At 71.7% G+C, this 18,146-nt stretch carries 18 protein-coding genes; 4 read left to right on the forward strand and 14 right to left on the reverse strand.

Annotated elements, in window-relative coordinates:
- Positions 1–15: 15 nt before the first annotated feature.
- Positions 16–612: a hypothetical protein gene (locus tag ACZ7OH_RS19315; RefSeq protein ID WP_470282011.1), complete on the forward strand. Its 597-nt coding sequence runs from the start codon at positions 16–18 to the stop codon at positions 610–612.
- On the opposite strand, the gene ACZ7OH_RS19320 is transcribed toward ACZ7OH_RS19315, so the two are convergent.
- Both ACZ7OH_RS19320 and ACZ7OH_RS19325 read right to left on the reverse strand, forming a co-directional pair.
- A complete protein-coding gene (locus ACZ7OH_RS19320) occupies positions 605–2,899 on the reverse strand; it encodes a transketolase-like TK C-terminal-containing protein (protein ID WP_470282012.1) in 2,295 nt (764 codons plus the stop codon). The two genes, ACZ7OH_RS19315 and ACZ7OH_RS19320, sit on opposite strands and share 8 nt — an antisense overlap.
- A gap of 109 nt (positions 2,900–3,008) precedes the next feature.
- Positions 3,009–3,494: an Lrp/AsnC family transcriptional regulator gene (locus ACZ7OH_RS19325; protein WP_470282013.1), complete on the reverse strand. Its 486-nt coding sequence runs from the start codon at positions 3,492–3,494 to the stop codon at positions 3,009–3,011.
- 95 nt (positions 3,495–3,589) lie between these two features.
- On the opposite strand from ACZ7OH_RS19325, the gene ACZ7OH_RS19330 reads away from it, so the two are divergent.
- The gene (locus tag ACZ7OH_RS19330; protein ID WP_400903732.1) at positions 3,590–4,234 is read left to right on the forward strand and encodes a PadR family transcriptional regulator; all 645 of its coding nucleotides are present in this window, start codon (positions 3,590–3,592) and stop codon (positions 4,232–4,234) included.
- Here ACZ7OH_RS19330 and ACZ7OH_RS19335 read toward each other — a convergent pair.
- Positions 4,174–4,983: a class I SAM-dependent methyltransferase gene (locus ACZ7OH_RS19335; RefSeq protein ID WP_470282014.1), complete on the reverse strand. Its 810-nt coding sequence runs from the start codon at positions 4,981–4,983 to the stop codon at positions 4,174–4,176. The two genes, ACZ7OH_RS19330 and ACZ7OH_RS19335, sit on opposite strands and share 61 nt — an antisense overlap.
- A 112-nt stretch (positions 4,984–5,095) precedes the next feature.
- Between ACZ7OH_RS19335 and ACZ7OH_RS19340 the strand changes: the two genes are divergently transcribed.
- Positions 5,096–5,941, forward strand: a complete 846-nt coding sequence (locus ACZ7OH_RS19340) for a VOC family protein (protein WP_470282015.1) — start codon at positions 5,096–5,098, stop codon at positions 5,939–5,941.
- On the opposite strand, the gene ACZ7OH_RS19345 is transcribed toward ACZ7OH_RS19340, so the two are convergent.
- The 6 genes from ACZ7OH_RS19345 to rpsB form a co-directional block, all read right to left on the reverse strand.
- Positions 5,929–7,251 carry an MFS transporter gene (locus ACZ7OH_RS19345; protein WP_470282016.1) on the reverse strand — a complete coding sequence of 441 codons (1,323 nt, stop codon included), beginning with the start codon at positions 7,249–7,251 and terminating at the stop codon, positions 5,929–5,931. The two genes, ACZ7OH_RS19340 and ACZ7OH_RS19345, sit on opposite strands and share 13 nt — an antisense overlap.
- Before the next feature lie 82 nt (positions 7,252–7,333).
- Positions 7,334–8,221: a phosphatidate cytidylyltransferase gene (locus tag ACZ7OH_RS19350; protein WP_470282245.1), complete on the reverse strand. Its 888-nt coding sequence runs from the start codon at positions 8,219–8,221 to the stop codon at positions 7,334–7,336.
- A 290-nt stretch (positions 8,222–8,511) separates the two neighbouring features.
- Positions 8,512–9,069 (reverse strand): ribosome recycling factor, encoded by a 558-nt coding sequence (frr, locus tag ACZ7OH_RS19355; protein WP_086855890.1) that lies wholly within the window; start codon positions 9,067–9,069, stop codon positions 8,512–8,514.
- A 48-nt stretch (positions 9,070–9,117) separates the two neighbouring features.
- Positions 9,118–9,861 carry a UMP kinase gene (pyrH, locus tag ACZ7OH_RS19360; protein WP_003065595.1) on the reverse strand — a complete coding sequence of 248 codons (744 nt, stop codon included), beginning with the start codon at positions 9,859–9,861 and terminating at the stop codon, positions 9,118–9,120.
- A 116-nt stretch (positions 9,862–9,977) separates the two neighbouring features.
- Entirely contained in the window at positions 9,978–10,793 is an 816-nt protein-coding gene (tsf, locus tag ACZ7OH_RS19365) for a translation elongation factor Ts (protein ID WP_470282017.1), read from the reverse strand.
- 89 nt (positions 10,794–10,882) lie between these two features.
- A complete protein-coding gene (gene rpsB, locus ACZ7OH_RS19370) occupies positions 10,883–11,743 on the reverse strand; it encodes a 30S ribosomal protein S2 (protein ID WP_400903721.1) in 861 nt (286 codons plus the stop codon).
- Between the two features lie 360 nt (positions 11,744–12,103).
- Here rpsB and ACZ7OH_RS19375 point away from each other — a divergent pair, with 360 nt between their 5' ends.
- A complete protein-coding gene (locus tag ACZ7OH_RS19375; RefSeq protein WP_470282018.1) occupies positions 12,104–13,003 on the forward strand; it encodes a M23 family metallopeptidase in 900 nt (299 codons plus the stop codon).
- On the opposite strand, the gene ACZ7OH_RS19380 is transcribed toward ACZ7OH_RS19375, so the two are convergent.
- The 5 genes from ACZ7OH_RS19380 to ACZ7OH_RS19400 all read right to left on the reverse strand — a co-directional run bounded on the left by ACZ7OH_RS19380 (position 13,004) and on the right by ACZ7OH_RS19400 (position 18,073).
- Positions 13,004–13,852 (reverse strand): FliA/WhiG family RNA polymerase sigma factor, encoded by an 849-nt coding sequence (locus ACZ7OH_RS19380; RefSeq protein ID WP_470282019.1) that lies wholly within the window; start codon positions 13,850–13,852, stop codon positions 13,004–13,006. It abuts the gene before it with no gap.
- Between the two features lie 109 nt (positions 13,853–13,961).
- Positions 13,962–14,945 (reverse strand): tyrosine recombinase XerC, encoded by a 984-nt coding sequence (locus ACZ7OH_RS19385; protein WP_470282020.1) that lies wholly within the window; start codon positions 14,943–14,945, stop codon positions 13,962–13,964.
- Positions 14,946–15,048: 103 nt separating this feature from the next.
- Positions 15,049–16,188: a DNA-processing protein DprA gene (dprA, locus tag ACZ7OH_RS19390; RefSeq protein WP_470282021.1), complete on the reverse strand. Its 1,140-nt coding sequence runs from the start codon at positions 16,186–16,188 to the stop codon at positions 15,049–15,051.
- On the reverse strand, positions 16,185–17,696 hold the full coding sequence (locus tag ACZ7OH_RS19395) for a YifB family Mg chelatase-like AAA ATPase (protein ID WP_470282022.1): 1,512 nt from the start codon (positions 17,694–17,696) through the stop codon (positions 16,185–16,187). Before ACZ7OH_RS19395 ends, dprA begins: the two co-directional genes overlap by 4 nt.
- Entirely contained in the window at positions 17,696–18,073 is a 378-nt protein-coding gene (locus ACZ7OH_RS19400; RefSeq protein WP_470282023.1) for a YraN family protein, read from the reverse strand. The genes ACZ7OH_RS19395 and ACZ7OH_RS19400 overlap by 1 nt, the downstream gene beginning before the upstream one ends.
- Between the last annotated feature and the right edge of the window lie 73 nt (positions 18,074–18,146).

An 18,146-nucleotide genomic window follows, 5' to 3' on the forward strand; every position in this document is an offset into this window, starting at 1 on the left:
GAAAGAGGTGAGCCCGTGTCCTTCCGGCACAGCGTCCTGGCCATCGCGGTGGTCCTGAGCGCCGCCGCCTGCAGCACGTCGACCGCCGGGCAGGCGCAGCCCGTGCCGACGGTGACGAAGGCCGCCGGGCCGCAGGTCGTCGTCGGGACGATGCACGTCACGCTGCCTCCGGGCGCGAAGTACACCCAGGCGAGCGAAGACGGCCTGCTCGACGGCTGCCTCGCCGAAGGCACCGTCGTCTGCGAAGCGCGGCTCCTCGACCTGCACGAAGCGACCGCGGACCCCAACGCGCCCATCAACCTCCCGAGCGCGAAGCGGCCCTTCGGCTGGTACACGGGCACCGACGTGCCGACGTGCATCACGCCCGCCTCGCCGCCCGGGCAGGCCGCGGAGGCGACCGGAAGCAACCTCGTCGAGTCCGGCTTCAAGCCGATCGGCCCGAAGACGGCCGAGTACGGCCGCTGGGAAGTCACCTGCAAGGACGAGACGCAGAACAACCAGGTCCGGATGTGGTGGCTGCCGACGAGCAAGATCCTCGTCGTCCAGTACGGGGCGTTCGAAGGCTGGAACGAGAAGATGGACGCCCTGCTCGCCGGCGCGACCTTCAGCTGACGGCGTCGAGCGCGGCCCGGATGATCGCGTCCGTGTCGATGCCGTGGTAGCGGTAGACGTCCTCCAGCGATCCCGACTGCCCGAACTGCGTGACGCCCAGCGCGACCGACGGCACCCGGTTGACCCCGGCCAGGAACGCCAGCGTGTGCGGGTGCCCGTCGAGCACCGTGACCAGCGGCTTCGCCCGCGAAGCCGGGAACACCTGGTCGAGGATCCACGACTCGCCGCCGCCCCGGCCCGACCGCGCCTGGACCGCCTCGAACAGCAGGCCCGGGCTGGTCACGCACACGACGTCCGCCTCGACGCCCACCTGCGCCAGCCGCTCGGCCGCCGCCAGGGTGTCCGGCACCAGCGCGCCCATCGCCGCGAGCGTGACCGAAGGCTCCGAAGCCCGCCGAAGCAGGTACGCGCCCGCGACGACCTGACGGCGACGGCGTTCGCGCGCGGCCGGGTCGGTGGGCACCGCGGCGAGCGTCTGGTCGACCGGGCGCGTCGAGAGCCGGAAGTACGACGACGTCCCGCCCGGCTTGCCGAGCCGGCCGAGCGCCGCCAGCAGCGTCCACTCGGTGTCGATCGCGAACGCCGGTTCGTAGCTGACGCAGCCGGGCTGCTCGATGCCGATCGACGGCGTGGTGATCGACTGGTGCGCGCCGCCCTCCGGGGCGAGCGTGACGCCGGACGGCGTGCCGATCAGGATCGACTGCCCGCCCGCGTAGATGCCGAACGACCACGGCTCGAGCGCGCGCTCGACGAACGGGTCGTACATGACGCCGATGGGCAGCAGCGGCTCGCCCCACCGGCTCCAGGTCGCCCCCAGCTCGCCCAGCAGGCCGACCAGGTTCGTCTCGGCGATGCCCAGCTCGACGTGCTGCCCAGTGGGCTTTTCGCGCCAGTGCATGATCGTCTCGGGGTCGTCCTCGAACCAGTCACGGCGCTCGGTGGCCGACCAGACGCCGACCTTGTTGACCCAGCCGCCGAGGTTGGTCGTCGAGCTGACGTCCGGGCTGACCGTCACGACGCGCTTCGCCGCTTCGGGCGCTTCGCGCGTCAGGTCCAGCAACACGCGGCCCAGCGCCGCCTGCGTCGTAGCGGTCCCAGACGGCGTACGCCCGATGTCGACGGGCAGTTCCAGCGAAGGCGCCGAAGGAACGTCCGGACGGCGAAGACGCGAAGCGACTTCAGCGCACAACGCGGCTTCGGGCGATCCATCAGCGAAGCCCTCCCACGGCGAAGCGAGGTCCGCACCCAGCGAAGCAGCCAGTTCTTCCATCTGCGAAACGGTCAGCAGCGACGAGTGGTTCTGCGGGTGCCCCTGGGTGGGCAGACCGCGTCCCTTGACGGTGTAGCAGAAGATCACCGTCGGCCGGTCGTCCGCGATGGACGCGAAGACCTCGTCGAGCGAGCCGAGGTCGTGGCCGCCGAGGTTCCGGATCGCGGCCAGCAGCGTCTCGTCGTCCAGCGACGCGACCAGCTCGGACAGAGCGGCGTCCCCCGCGGGCAGCCGGTCGCGCACCTGCGCGGCGTCGCAGCGCAGCAGCCGCTGGTACTCCGGGTTCGGCATCCCGTCGATCCGGGCGCGCAGCTCGGCGCCGACGGGCCGGGTGAACAGCTCCTCCAGCAGCCGCCCGTACTTCAGCGTCAGCACCTGCCAGCCGGCGGCGTCGAACATGCCCTGCAGCCGCCCGGCGGCGATGTTCGGGACGACGCGGTCGAGCGACTGGCGGTTGAGGTCGACGATCCAGACGATCTCGCCCAGTTCGGCGACGGCCGGGTCGAGGATGGCCTCCCAGATCGCGCCCTCGTCCAGCTCGGCGTCGCCGACCAGCGAGTACTGGCGTCCGGTGCCCGCGTCGGACCCCCGGGTCGTCAGGTAGCGGCGCGCCAGCGCGCCCCAGATCGGGGCGGTCGCGCCGATGCCGACCGAGCCGGTCGAGTAGTCGACGGGGTCGGGGTCCTTGGCGCGGCTCGGGTAGCTCTGCAGGCCGCCGAACTCGCGCAGTGTCGGCAGGTGGGCCTCGTCCAGCTCGCCGAGCAGGTAGTTGATCGCGTGGAGCACCGGCGACGCGTGCGGCTTCACCGAGACGCGGTCCTCGGGACGCAGGTGCCGGAACCACAGCGACGTCATGATCGACACGAGCGACGCGCACGACGCCTGGTGCCCGCCGACCTTCAGCCCCGACGGGTTGGGCCGGACCCGGTTGGCCTGGTGCACGATCGCCGTGGCGAGCCACAGGACCCGCTGCTCGATCGCGGTGAGCGCCGGGGCGGTCACGGGGGCATGGGTCATCGTCGACTCACCTTTCGTGCAGGAAGCGCACACCAGGACAGCACTGGTGCGCGCTTCGCACAACCGATACCACCGTGAGTGCGCAGAATGCCCACCGAAAGCGAACGGCTCAGGTCTCCGGGTGCGCAGAATGCACGCGCGCCAGCAGGGGCGTCAGGCGGTACGGGACGAGCTCGCGCATGACGAGCGAGATGTTCGTGCGCTCGACGCCCGGCGAGGCGAGGATGCGCCCGGCGATGCGGTAGAGGCCGTCGGCGTCGACGGCCACCACCTGCACCATCAGGTCGCTCGCCCCGGTCAGCCCGCACACCTCGGTAACCTCGGGGATCGTAGACAGGGCGTCGGCGATCTCGGCCAGGCGCCGCTGGTCGACCATCGCGTTGACGAAGGCCCGCAGCGGGTAGCCCAGGCGGGCCGGGTCGATGCGGCGTTCGAACGACCGGAGGACGCCGCGCTGCTCGAGCCGTGCGAGCCGGGCCTGCACGGTGTTGCGGGACAGGCCGAGCCGCTCGGCCAGCGCGACCGCCGTGGCCCGGGGGTCCTCCCCCAGCGCTTCCAGCAGGCGCGCGTCGATCTCGTCGATGGTTTCGGGCACGCCGCCGATCATCCCAGTTCGGAGCCGGGTTGCCATCCGACTGTTTCCGATATATCGTGAACGTGTCGCAACCGTTCGAGAAAGGAACAACCGACATGCGTAGGCAACGACACCCCTTCACACAAGAACACCCCTTCGCCCAGGAACGTGGGCGTGCACCCTTCGGTGGCTTCGGCGACTTCGGCCCGGGCTTCGGGCCGGGTTTCGGTCCGCGCGGCGGACGCGGCCGGGGACACGGACCGGGCCGGCGGGGTCACGGCGGACGGCGCAGCCGCCGCGGTGACGTCCGCGCCGCGATCCTGGCGCTGCTCGCCGAGCAGCCCCGGCACGGCTACGAGATCATCCGCGAAATCGGCGAGCGCTCCGGCGGCTTCTGGCGGCCCAGCCCCGGCTCGGTCTACCCGACGCTGCAGCTGCTGGCCGACGAAGGCCTGGTCATCAGCAAGGACGAGCACGGCAAGAAGCTCTTCGAGCTGACCGACGCCGGCCGCACCGCCGCGGAAGAGCAGGACAGCACCCCGCCGTGGGAGCAGATCGCGCAGGACGTCGACCCGAGCGAGGTCGGGCTCGCGAAGGCGGGCAAGAACCTGGCCGCCGCCGTCGTGCAGATCATGCGCGCGGGCTCCGAGAGCCAGCAGGCCCGCGCGGCCGAGGTGCTCAACGACGCCCGGCGCTCGCTCTACGGCATCCTCGGCGAAGACGAGGACGAGTCCTCGGCGCCCGGAGAGGCAGCCGAGTGACCTGGCAGGACGAGGCCGGTGGGCTTCACCCGCGTGTGGACGCGGTAGCCCACCGGCAGCGTCAGGTCCTGCGCGCGATTCCCGTTACGCTGCAAGGACTCCGCCATCGCCTGTTCGGCGACGCGCTTGCTGAACTCGATCTTCAGCACGGCTTCCAGGTCGGCGGCGGCCGGGAAACGCCATTCCGTGGCGACCCGGCGTAGGCCGAACCCGGCGCGGGCGAAGAACCGCTCCACTGCCACCGGGTCGTAGTGCGGCAGGTCGGCGCGCATCCAGCCGCCGTAGGGCTCGCTGGTCACGTCGAGGTCGACGATCACGATCGTCCCGCCCGGCCGCAGCACCCGCTCGGCCTCCGCGAGTCCCGGCTCGCAGCCCGGCCCGAAGAAGTACGCCGTGCGCGCGTGGACGACGTCGACGCTCGCGCTGCGGACCGGCAGCCGCTGGGCTCGGCCCATCCGGACGTCCACGTTCGACAGTCCCTCGACGCGCTTCAGCGCGCTTCGCACCAACGGCTCGTGCGGCTCGATCCCGAGCACTGAGCGGGCTTCGCGGGCGAAGCGCGGCAAGTGGAAGCCGTCCCCGCACCCGACGTCCAGCACGTCCCGGCCGGCCCAGCCGACTTCTTCGCGCAGCACGCGCCAGATCTCGCCGCCGCTGTCCTGCGCCCGGTTCTCCAGCTCGTAGTCGGCCGGGTGGTACCAGATGTTCGGACTCGGCACGACCTCCGCGCGCCGGGACGACCACCGCACCGCTGCTCCTTTCGGGCTCTCCTGCGCCGGCAGTGATTTTCCGGCGGCCGAATCTTGGCGGAAACCACACAGTTCACGCTTAGAATTCGGTGGGTCTCGGGAGGAGCACTTCATGTCGATCGGCCCGTCCAGTCCCCCTTCCCCGGTTCCGGCCGGGCTTCCGTGCTGGATCGAGCTGGCCTGCCGTGAGCAGGCCGTGGCGGAGAGATTCTACGGTGCCCTCTTCGGCTGGGAGTACACCACTCAACGGGATCCGGCGACGTCCGACGGCCGGTACGCCATCGCGTCGCTGACCAACCTCCCCGTCGGCGGCCTGTACCGCGCCGCGCAGGGCGCGCCGCTGGGGTGGATGCCGCACCTGTCCGTGCCGCACACCGCGAGCGCGGCCGAGTGGGTGGAGCACCTCGGCGGGCGGCTGACGCTCGGGCCAATGCCGATCCCGCGGCGCGGCACGATCCTGCACGCCTACGACGCGTGCGGCGCGCCGGTGGTGTTCTGGGAGGTGCCGCCGGACTGGGAGTTCGTCACCGGGATCCCCAACACCTTCAGCGGCGCGGACCTCAACACGCACGACGGCGTCGCGGCGGATCACTTCTACACCAAGCTCTTCACCTACGGCAGCCACCAGATCGGCGACGGCGAGTCCCTGGACTACGTCGAATGGCTCATCGAGCACGAGCCCGTGCTGTACCGGTACGTCATGGGTTCGGAGTACAGCCTCGACACCCCGCCGCACTGGCTCGTCTACTTCGACATCGACCCGGCGCGCGGCGTCGACGCCGTGGCGGGCGAGGCGCTCATGCACGGCGGCACCGTCGTGATCCAGCCCTACGACACACCGTTCGGCCGGATGTCGATCCTCGCCGACCCCGAAGGCGCCGTCTTCGCGGTGATCGACCACTCGCGCGTCTCCGAGGACTGGGGCCGCGCCGAGGTCGACGACCCCTACGACGACTGACGCTCGGCGAACGCCAGGCCCACGACCAGCGCGTACCCGCCCGCCACCAGCCACATCCCGGTGGCGGGCAGCAGCGCGCCGACGAGCGCGACCCCGATGGCGCCGCCGGTCTGGCGGGACGCGTTGAGCACGCCGGCGGCCAGCCCGGCCTTGCCCGGCAACGAGTTCATCGCCAGCGACGTCATCGCGGGCATGGCCAGCGAGCAGCAGCCGAAGACGACCGAGACCACGACGAACGGCACGAGCGCGCGTTCCGCGGGCAGCAAGGCGAGGCCGATCGCTCCGGCGAGGCCGGCCAGCGCGCCCGCGACCATCGGGACCCGCGGGCCGAACCGCCCGGTCAGCCGTCCGCTGAAGAACGCGTTGAGCCCGACCGCCATCGTCAGCGGCACCAACGCGAGCCCGGCCGCCAGCGCGCCCAGCGACCAGGCGCGTTGCAGGAACAGCGCGAGGCAGAAGAGCGTGCCGTAGAGGCAGAAGTTGAACAGGCCGCCGATCCCGGTCGCCACCGCGAAGTTGCGGATCCGCATGGTCTTCAGCGGCAGCACGGGTCCGGGGACGCGCTTCTCGACCGCGACGAACACCGCACCGGCCACCACTCCCCCGGCGAGCAACGCGAGCGTCGCCGGCGCGAACCAGCCGGCGTGCCCGGCTTCGATGAACCCGGCGACGAACGCGGCCAGCGACGCCGTGCCGAAGAGCTGCCCGGCGAAGTCGAGGTGGGTCTCCTGCCGCGGCGGTTCCGTGACCGCGCGGCGCGTCAAGACGATGGCGACGATCCCGACCGGGACGTTGACCGCGAAGACGAGCCGCCAGTCGGCGAGGCCGACCGCGAGCCCACCCAGCATCGGCCCGGCGGCCAGCCCGACGCCGCTCATGCCGCCCCACACACCGAGGGCGCGCGCCCGCTCCCGCGCGTCCGGGAACTGGTGGACGATCAAGGCGAGCGACGACGGCAGCAGCGCGGCGGCACCCGCCCCTTGGACCGCGCGTGCCGCGATGAGCCAGGTGGCGTCCCCGGCGAGCGCGCAGCCGACGGACGCGACGACGAAGACGGCGACACCCGCTTCGAAGACGCGTCGCGAACCCCACCGGTCACCGGCGGCGCCCCAGGTGAGCAGGAACGCGGCGAGCGTGACGGTGTAGGCGTCGACGACCCACTGCAGCGCGGCGATCGACGGCTCGCCGAAGTCGGTGCCGATCGCGGGGAGGGCCAGGTTCACGATGGTCGCGTCGAGCGTGATCATCAGGAAGCCCAGGCAGACGGCGGACAGGGCGAGCTTCGCCGGAGCGCGGGTTTCGGTGGTCATGCCCCCGAGTCAAACCCGCGGAAGCTTCGGCCGTCCACGAACCGTTGCCTCCGGGCTGGGAGGCTCAGGCTCCCACCGCGGGTCAGCCGATCGGGACGAACGCCGAAAGCAGCAGCCAGGAGACGACCGCCGAGGGCAGCAGCGAGTCGAGGCGGTCCATGATCCCGCCGTGCCCGGGCAGCAGCGTGCCCATGTCCTTGACGCCGAGGTCGCGCTTGATCAGCGACTCGACGAGGTCGCCCAGGGTCGCGGTGAGCACGATCGCGACGCCGAAGATCACGCCCTGCCAGACGTGCCCGTCGAGCAGCAGGCTCAGGGTGAGGGCACCGGCGACGACGCCACCGACCAGCGAACCGCCGAAGCCTTCCCAGGTCTTCTTCGGGCTGATGGTCGGGGCCATCGGGTGCTTCCCGCCGAGCACGCCGGCGATGTAGCCGCCGGTGTCCGACGCGACGACGCCGATCAGGAAGGTGAGCACGCGCCCGACGCCGTCCGACGGCGGCACGAGCATGGCCGCGAAGGCGCCGAAGAGCGGCAGGTAGGCGGCGGCGAACGTCGACGCGCTGATGTCGCGCAGGTAGCCCTTCGCGCCGCCGGGCAGGCGCCAGAGCAGGCAGGCGAGCACGGTGAGGACGAAGGCGGTGAGCGCGCCTTCGCGGCCGAACGGCCAGGCGAGCCAGATCATCGCCTGCCCGCCGACGAGCACCGGGATCATCGCGACCTTGGTGTCGGCGACCCGGCGCAGCACCCCGGCGAACTCGAAGGTGCCGACCGCGATCGCGATCGCGATGATCCCGATGAACAGGAAGCGCACGGTGAGCAGGGAAACGATGATCGCGGCGCCGAGCAGCAGCGCGACGCCGATGGCCGCGGGCAGGTTCCGGCCGGCTTTGGAGGCCTTCTTGGCCTCCGGCGCCGGTTCCGCGGCCGCCGGCACCGAGGTCGCCTCGGCAGCCCCGGCGGCCGACAACCGGCCGGCTTCGCTGGTTCCGGGGCCCGCGGGCACGGCCTGCGAGGTCGCCGAACCGGCCGCATCGCCGTTCGGCGAGGGCGCCGCCGAACCCGCGTCGCCGATCCGCGAGGTCGCCGAGCCGACCGCCTCGCCGGTCTCGACGCCCGCCGGAGCCACCCCGGCGGTACCCGGGAACTCCGGCGTGGCCGGGATGCCGGCGTTCGCCGGCCCCGGCGTCCCGGGAGCGCCGGCCGGTTCTTCTCCGGTCGCGTCCACCCGGTCCTCGCGTTCCTCGCTCACCTGTGCCATCAGACCTCGAGCAGCTCGGCTTCCTTGTGCTTGACCAGCTCGTCGACCTTGTGGACGTAGGTGTCGGTCAGGTTCTGCAGTTCCTTCTCCGCGCGCGCGACGTCGTCCTCGCCTGCCTCGCCGTCCTTGGCGATGCGGTCCAGCTCGTCCTTGGCCTTGCGGCGGATGCTGCGGATCGACACCCGGGCGTCCTCGCCCTTGCCCTTGGCGACCTTCACCATCTCCTTGCGCCGCTCCTCGGTGAGCTGCGGGATGACGATGCGGATGACCTGGCCGTCGTTGCTCGGGTTGACGCCGAGGTCCGACTCCCGGATCGCCTTCTCGATGGCGCCGAGCTGCGTCTGGTCGTAGGGCTTGATGAGCGCCATCCGGGCTTCCGGCACGTTGACGCTGGCCAGCTGGTTCAGCGGGGTCGGCGAGCCGTAGTACTCGACGACGATCCGCGCGAACATCGTGGAGGAAGCCCGGCCGGTGCGTACCGACGTCAGCTCGTCCTTGGCGACGGACACCGCTTTTTCCATCTTCTCCTCGGCATCGAGGAGGGTCTCGTCGATCACGGTCACTCCCGTAGTTGTGATGGGTGGCGCTTGCTGATCCCAGCAGGTCTAGGCCGGCACCCCGTCGGCGGGGGTGCTGACCAACGTGCCGATTCTTTCACCACTCACCGCGCGGGCGATGTTCCCCTCGGTGAGCAGGTTGAACACGATGATCGGCATGTTGTTGTCCATGCAGAGGCTGAACGCCGTCGCGTCGGCGACCTTGAGGTCCCGCTCCAGCACCTCGCGGTGGGTGATCTCGCGGAACATCTCGGCGGTGGGGTCGGCCTTCGGGTCCGCGGTGTAGACGCCGTCGACGGCCTTGGCCATCAGCACGGCCTCGCACCCGAGCTCCAGCGCCCGCTGCGCCGCCGCGGTGTCGGTGGAGAAGTACGGCATGCCGACCCCGGCGCCGAAGATCACGACGCGCCCCTTCTCCAGGTGCCGCTCGGCGCGGCGCGGGATGTAGGGCTCGGCGACCTGGCCCATCGTGATGGCGGTCTGCACGCGGGTGGGGAGGCCTTCCTTCTCCAGGAAGTCCTGCAGCGCCAGGCAGTTCATCACGGTGCCCAGCATCGCCATGTAGTCGGCGCGGTCGCGGTCCATGCCGCGCTGCGAGAGCTCCGCGCCGCGGAAGTAGTTGCCGCCACCGATCACGACCGCGACCTGGACGCCGGTGCGGGCGACGTCGGCGATCTGCTGCGCGACCGAGTGGACGACATCCGGATCGACGCCGATCGAACCACCGCCGAACATTTCGCCGCCCAGCTTGAGCAGCACCCGCCGGTAGCCACCTTCGACCCGGTCACCCATCTATGTCGCCTCCTACGCCCCTCGACCGCTGCAACTTCTCTGGACCCGACAGTGCCCCGTCCCCGATGGACGGAGACGGGGCACTGTGGGTCTGAAACCTACGCCCTGGCCTGAACTCAGGCCTGGCCGACCTCGAACCGCGCGAACTTGGTCAGCGTCACGCCGGCCTCGTCGAGCAGGGCCTTGACGGTCTTCTTGTTGTCCTTGACCGACGGCTGCTCGAGCAGGACGTTGTCCTTGTAGTACGCGTTGACCTTGCCCTCGACGATCTTCGGCAGCGCCTGCTCCGGCTTGCCTTCCTCGCGAGCGGTCTGGTCGGCGATGCGGCGCTCGTTCTCGATGATCTCGGCCGGCACCTCGTCGCGGGTCAGGTACTTCGCGCGCAGCGCGGCGACCTGCATGGCGGCACCGCGGGCGGCGTCGGCGTCGTCACCGGTGAACTCGACGAGCACGCCGACGGCCGGCGGCAGGTCCGAGCCGCGGCGGTGCAGGTAGGTCGCGGTCTGGCCCTCGAAGGCCACGACGCGGCGCAGCTCGAGCTTCTCGCCGATGCGGGCGGACAGCTCCTGGACGACCTCGTTGACGGTCTTGCCGTCGAGCTCGGCACCCTTGAGCGCCTCGACGTCGTTGGTCTTGAGGGTCTTCGCGACCTCGACGATCTTCGCGGCGAGCGCCTGGAAGTCGGCGTTCTTCGCGACGAAGTCGGTCTCGGAGTCGAGCTCGATGAGGACGCCGCCGTCGCCGGTGACCAGGCCCTCGGCGGTGGCGCGCTCGGCGCGCTTGCCGACGTCCTTGGCGCCCTTGATGCGGAGGAACTCGACGGCCTTCTCGAAGTCGCCGTCGTTCTCCTCCAGCGCCTTCTTGCAGTCCATCATGCCGGCGCCGGTCATCTCGCGCAGGCGCTTCACGTCAGCGGCGGTGTAGTTCGCCATTCTGGTAAATCCGTCCTTTGCAGGAAATCTGTGGGTTGCTACGCCGGTGCGGCCGACCCCAAAGGGCCGGCCGCACGGGCGGTGGGACATCAGGAGGAGGCGGTCGCCTGCTCGGTGGCGGCCTCGGTCGCGGCAGCGGCCTCGGTCGCGTCGGCGGCAGCGGTCTCGGAGCCGGCGAGCAGCTCCTTCTCCCACTCGGCCAGCGGCTCGTCGGCGGCGACGCCCGGCTCCGGCTTCGAGTCGGCCGAAGCACCGTTGCGGCTGGAGCGCTGCATCAGACCGGCGGCCGCGGCCTCGGCGACGACCTTGGTCAGCAGCGCGGCCGACCGGATCGCGTCGTCGTTGCCCGGGATCGGGTAGTCGACCTCGTCCGGGTCGCAGTTGGTGTCCAGGATCGCGACGACCGGGATGTTCAGCTTCCGAGCCTCGCCGACGGCGATGTGCTCCTTCTTCGTGTCGACGATCCACACGATGCTCGGCACCTTGGCCATGTCGCGGATACCGCCGAGGGTCTTCTCGAGCTTGTCCTTCTCACGGGTGAGCGTGAGGATCTCGCGCTTGGTGAGACCTTCGAAGCCGCCGGTCTGCTCCCGCGACTCGAGCTCCTTCAGGCGCAGGAGGCGCTTGTGGACGGTCTGGAAGTTGGTCAGCATGCCGCCGAGCCAGCGCTGGTTCACGTAGGGCATGCCCACGCGCGAGGCTTCGGCCGCGATGGCTTCCTGAGCCTGCTTCTTGGTGCCGACGAACATGATCGTGCCACCGTGCGCGACGGTTTCCTTGATGAACTCGAAGGCGCGGTCGATGTAGGTCAGCGTCTGCTGCAGGTCGATGATGTAGATGCCGTTGCGCTCGGTGAAGATGTAGCGCTTCATCTTCGGGTTCCACCGACGGGTCTGGTGCCCGAAGTGCACGCCGCTGTCGAGCAGCTGCTTCATGGTGACGACGGCCATTGCCGGAATCAACCTCTTCTGTGTCGCGCGCGCCCGCTGGACGCGCTGCTCGGTTTTGTCGCTCGCGGCCGGGTGGCCGTTCGCCCTGGTGCCCGTGCCGGAGCCCGGACCCTGAGGGGTGAGAACCCCAGGGACCGCCGGACCCCGTGCGTCTCCCGCGGTAGGAAAAAGTCGAGGGAACGCGCACGTGCACGCGAAGTCAGCCCGCTCACGCGGACCGCGCAGAAGATTCTACCCCCTGCCACCAGCCCCTCCCCCACCGGCGGCCGAGTTGTCCACACCGCCTCCGGAACGGCCCGAGTTGTCCACAGATTCGCGACCGGGCCCCCACGACCGCTCGGGGTGACGCAGGGTGGAGTCATGGAGTTGATCAACGGTTTCCGGTGGCGGGTGACGGGTCGTGTTTGGGGTGCGATTGCCCTGGTCACGGCGGGTTTTCTGGTAGGCGTCGGCGTGGTTGTTGCGGTACCGGCGGCCTCGGGCTGGGCGGCTGGCCCGAGCGCGGCGGCGGGGTCGGCCGGGCTGGGGATGCCTGACGGTGCGGCCGGCGGGTTCAGACCCCCACCGGCCCCACCGCCCCGAACGGGTGAGCCCCCACCGGCGGCGGCCGAAGGGTGGCTGGCCGAGCGCGCGAGAGCCGAGCTGCCGACGCCGGCCGAGGGGGCCACCGCGCTCGGATCAACCCCGCCCGAAACGGCCGGGCCGCTGGCCCTGCCTTGGCCCGCCGCGGCTCAACCGGCGCCGGGCGCGGCCTGGGCCACCGCACTCGTGGCGAGCCAGCCCTGGCCGACCTCGGCCACCTGGAGCTCGCCGGATTTCCTGCCAGCGGTGCACCAAGGGCGGCTCTCCTGGCCGTTATCACCCGTTCCGGTGGTCACCAAGTACTTCGACGCCCCCGAAACGCCCTACGGCGCCGGCCACCGGGGCGTCGACCTGGCCGCCGTCCCCGGGCAGGAGGTGCTCGCGGCCGATGCCGGGGTTGTCGTCTTCGCGGGGCTTGTCGGCGGCCGGCCCGTCATGTCCGTCGACCACGACGGGGGCCTGCGCACCACCTACGAGCCCGTCGAGCCGAAGGTCGCCGTCGGGGATCAGGTCTATCGCGGGCAGGTGCTCGGGACCGTTCTCGCCGGCCACCCCGGCTGTGCGATCGCCGCTTGCCTGCACTGGGGCGTGCGACGGGGCGACGAGTACGTCGATCCCCTCGCCCTCACCGGTGAGCTCGGCGAATTCCGCCTCAAGCCGTGGGGAGGTGGTCCCTGATCAGGAGCCGGTCTGCTCGACCAGCTTGGCGCGCAGCCGCATGACCGCCCGCGTGTGCAGCTGGCTGACCCGCGACTCCGTCACGCCGAGGACCTTGCCGATCTCGGCGAGGGTCAGGCTCTCGAAGTAGTAGAGGCTGACCACGATCTTGTCGCGCTCGGTCAGCTGCGCGATCGCCTGCGCGAGCTGGCGGCGGTTGTCCTGGTCGACGAGCACCGCGACCGGGTCGACGGCGTCGTCGTCGGGCAGCGTGTCGACCAGCGAGCCGCTGTCCTTGCCCGCGGCGACCAGGTCCTCCAGCGCGACGACGCTGGTGAGCTGCAGCTGACCGTAGAAGTCGCGCAGGTCGTCGAGGCCGATGCCCAGCTCGGCGGCCAGCTCCGCGTCGGTCGGGGTGCGGTTCAAGCGGGCGCCGAGCCGCTCCATCGCGCGCTCGGCCTCCTTGGCCTTGCTGCGGACCGCGCGCGGCACCCAGTCCTGCGAACGGAGGTCGTCGAGGATCGCGCCGCGGATGCGCTGCATCGCGTACGTCTCGAAGCGCAGGCCGCGCTCGGGGTCGAACTTCTCGATCGCGTCGACGAGGCCGAAGATGCCGGACTGCACGAGGTCACCGACGTCGACGTGGGTCGGCAGGCCGGTGCCGACCCGGCCCGCGACGTACTTGACCAGCGGGGCGTAGTGCAGCACGAGCCGATCGCGCGACGCCTGGTCGGGGCTGTCGGCGAACTGCCGCCACAGCGCCGCGATCCCGGCGTCGACGTCGTAGCCGGCGCGCGATTCCGCGGGCGCGGCGGAGTCACCGTGAGTGGTCACTCCGGCGGCTTCGGTCACGTGCGGTCCTGCGGTCATTGCACAGTCGTTCTCGGCATGCGGCTCAGTGTCGTCTCCGTGCTCGTGCGGATGCGCGTGCGCCGCCGGGCCCGCTTGTAGCGACCCCGGCGAGACTCCCCGGGCCGCCTCAGGCCCTGGGGTGCGCTCGGTCATGGATCGCTTTCAACCGGTCGACGGTCACATGAGTGTAGAGCTGCGTCGTGGCAAGCGTAGCGTGACCGAGCAGTTCCTGAACGCTCCTGAGATCGGCACCCCCCTCCAGCAGATGCGTCGCCGCCGAATGCCGCAGGCCGTGAGGCCCCATGTCGAGCGCTCCGGGCACCGCCGAGACGGCGTCGTGCACCACCCGGCGCACCGCCCGCGGGTCGACGCGTTTTCCCCGGACACCGAGGAAAAGCGCGGGCTCGACGCCGTCACCGGCGGTTTCCGCGACGATCTTCGGCCGCCCCTCGGTGATCCAGTCGTCGAGCGCTTGCGCCGCCGGGACGCCGAACGGCACCACGCGTTCCTTGCCGCCCTTGCCGAGCACGGTCACGACACGACGGGAGAAGTCGGCTCCACCGAGGTCCAACCCGCACAACTCGGACACGCGGATTCCGGTGGCGTAGAGCAGTTCGACGATCGCGCGATCACGCAGGGCGACCGGATCGCGTTCGGCCGCCCCGGCCGCCGATGCCTGCATGACCTCCCCCGCCTGCGCGGCGCGCAGCACCCCCGGCAGGGTGCGGTGCGCCCGCGGCGCGGCCAGCCGGCCACCGGGGTCGGTCGCGAGGACGCCGGTGCGGTGCGCCCAGGCGGTGAAGGTCCGCGCCGAAGCGGCGCGCCGCGCGAGCGTCGTCCGGCTCGCCCCACCGGTCTGCTGGGCGGCGAGCCACGACCGCAGCCGCGCGAGGTCCAGCTCGGCGAGCGCACCGCCACCGTCCACGACGAACCCGAGCAGCGACACCGCATCGCCGACGTACGCCCGGACGGTGTGCGCGGACAGGCCGCGTTCGAGCCCGAGGTGCCGTTCGTACGCGGTGACGACGTCCTGGACCGGCTCGGGCAGCCCGGCCCGGAGCGCGCGCAGGTCCGGACGGCCTCCTCGGCCGGAGTGTGATGGCGGCGGCATGGATGTCACGCTGCGCGAACAACCGCCTCCGGTCAAGGATCGCCACGCGGGCACACCGGACCGGCCGAACACCTTCGACGATTTCGCCCGGATTTCGTGGCGTTCACGCGCTTTCCCTCCGTCGTCGCCAGCCCGCGTCTCCGCGGACGGCGAATCCGTCGATCTCCAGCGCCGGCAGCAGGGCTCGCACTTTCCGCAGCGGCAGGCCGGACTCGGCCGCGATTTCGGAGTCGGACCGGTCGGCGCGTGCGGCAAGCGCCTCGTAGGCGCGCAGCGCCTCGGGGCCCAGCCGGTCGGTCGGGCGTTTCGGCCGGGCGGCGGGGTCCTCGGCGATGCCGAAGCGGCCGACGGTCTCGAGGATCTCGTCGACGGTCGAGACGAGCGTCGCGCGGGAGTCGCGGATCAGGTCGTGGCAGCCGACGGACATCCCCGACGAGATGGGCCCCGGCACGGCCATGACGACCTTCCCAAGGACCCCGGCGGTGCCGGCGGTGTTGCGCGCACCGCTGCGTTTCCCTGCTTCGACGACCAAGGTGCCCTCGGTGAGGGCGGCGATCAGCCGGTTGCGGACCAGGAACCGGTGCCGGGCGGGCGGCGTGCCGGGCGGGTATTCGCTGACGACGGCACCGCCGTTGCGGACGATCCGGTTCAGCAGCCCGACGTGGCCGGCCGGGTAGCCGGCATCGACGGCGCAGCCGAGCACCGCGACGGTGACTCCCGAAGCGGCGAGCGCACCGCGGTGGGCGGCGCCGTCGATGCCGTAAGCCGCGCCCGAGAAGACGGGAACGCCCCGGGTGGCCAGGCCGTAGGCCAGCTCGGCGGCGTGGTGCTCGCCGTACTCGGTCGCCGCCCGAGCCCCGACCACGGCGACGGCGCGGTCGGCGGCGGCGCCCAGCGCGACCTCGCCGGAGACCCACAGCGCGAGCGGAGGAACGGCTTCGGACACACCACGCCGAGCCGCTTGCTCGAGGGCGAGCAGCGGCCAGGCGGGCCACTCATCGTCTTCCGGGACGACGAGCCGAGCACCGGCCGCGGTGGCTCGCGCGAAGTCCTGATCGACGAGGTCGTACTCACGGCGCGCCTCCGTCGCCTTGAGCACTTCGGGCGGACAGTCGCCTCGACGGACCCGGGCGGCCGCCTCGACCGGGCCATGTGCGGCGACAAAGGCGCTCAGCGCCGCGGCTGGGGGTTCCGCGACCCGTAGGAGGTAGGCGCGGGCCCGGCGCAGCTCGTCGGCGCTCATGCCGCCACCCGCTCGCGGAACGCAAGGGCCGAGCTGACCTGGTCGGCGCCGGGACGGGGTTCGCCGTCCAGATCGGCCAAGGTCCAGGCGATGCGCAAGCACCGGTCGGCACCGCGGCCGCTCAAGGCACCTCGATCCAGAGCCCGGTCCAGGAGGACGGTCGCAGCCGGTGGCAGCGTGAACTTCCGCCTCAGGGCCGGACCGGGTACCTCCGAGTTCGACCGCCAGCCGTGCTCGCTCCACCGTCGCGCGGCGCGCTCGCGCGCCTGCAGCACCCGGCCGCGGACGATTTCCGAGGACTCCGACGGACCGGTGTCGTGCGCGCTTATCGCGCTCAACGGCCGCAGTTGAACCCGCAGGTCGACGCGGTCCAGCAGCGGTCCGGACAGCCGGCCCAGGTAGCGCCGCCGCGCTGTCGGCGAGCACACGCAGTCAGCGTCCTTCGGTGGTGCGCACGCGCACGGGTTCGCCGCCAGCACCAGCTGGAACCGCGCCGGGTAGGTGATCGCGCCCTTCACGCGCGCGATGCGCACCTCGCCTTCTTCGAGCACCGTCCGCAGCGACTCGAGGCATTGACCGCCGAACTCGCAGACCTCGTCGAGGAACAGCACGCCGCGGTGGGCGCGGCTGATCGCCCCGGGCATCGCGATTCCGCTCCCGCCCCCGATGAGGGCGGCGATGGAGATCGAATGGTGGGGTGCGACGAACGGTGGCACGGTGACGAGCGGCGAGGACTTCGACAGCGAGCCGTCGACCGAATGCACCGCCGTCACTTCCAACGACTCGTCGGACGACAACCTCGGCAACAGGCCCGGCAGCCGCTTCGCCAGCATCGTCTTCCCGACGCCTGGTGGCCCCGTCAGCAGGAGGTGGTGGCCACCCGCCGCGGCGACCTCCAGCCCCCACCGTGCCTCCGGCTGGCCGACGACGTCGGCCAGGTCGGGAGTTTCGGGTACCGCCGCCGGGGAGGGCGGGGACGGCGCCGGGAGGTCGAGCTCGCTCTTCAACCACGCCACCAGGTCTCGCAGGTGCGGCGCTCCCGCGACCTCGATGCCGTCCACCAGGGCCGCCTCCGCCAGGGAGTCCTGCGGCACGACGGCGCGCCCGTATCCCGCGGCGCGCGCCGCCAGCAGGCCGGGCAGGATGCCGCGGACCGCGCGGATCCGCCCGTCCAACGCGAGTTCGCCCAGCAGCACGGTGCCGAGCAGCCGCGTTGCCGGCACGGCGCCCGTCGCCGCGAGGATCGCGGCCGCGATCCCCAGGTCGTACGCCGAACCGACCTTCGGCAGGTTCGCCGGCGAGAGCCCGAGGGTGACCTTGCCGTCAGGCCACGGCTGGCCCGAGTTGCGGATGGCGGACCGGACGCGGTCCTTGGCTTCGCGCAGCCCGGCGTCGGGAAGCCCGACGAGCGTGACCCTGCTGAGCCCGCCGCCCAGATCCGCCTCGATCTCGATGATCCGGCCGTCGATCCCCAGGAGGGCGGCGGACCAGGCTTTGGCGATCGGCATCAGAACGCCGCCTCGATGTGCTGGACGCGGGGGCGTCTGCCCGGCTCCGCGAGGATCGTCACGACGTCGTAGCGGACTGGGCACCAGCCGATCCGGTACTCGCGCAGCCACCGCTCCGCCGCCCGGCGTACTCGGCCCGCCTTCTCCTCCGTCACCGTCTCCGAGGGCAAGCCGAACTCCGTGCCCGTGCGCGTCTTGACCTCGCAGAACACGACGCGGGTGCGGTCGGTGAGGATCAGGTCGATCTCACCTTCGCGGCAGCGCCAGTTGCGGCCCAGCAGGACCAGGCCGCTGTCCTGCAGATGCCGGGACGCCAGGTCTTCGCCCCACGTGCCCAGGTCGCGGCGGTGTCTTGCGAGCTGGTCGGTGCCCGTCATCGTGTCGCCCCCTCGTCGGTGCGCCCGTCACCGGGGCGGTCCCGGCGATCACGGTGCGTGTGCGTTCGACGAT

It is taken from the genome of Amycolatopsis sp. NPDC114478 (assembly GCF_055633805.1).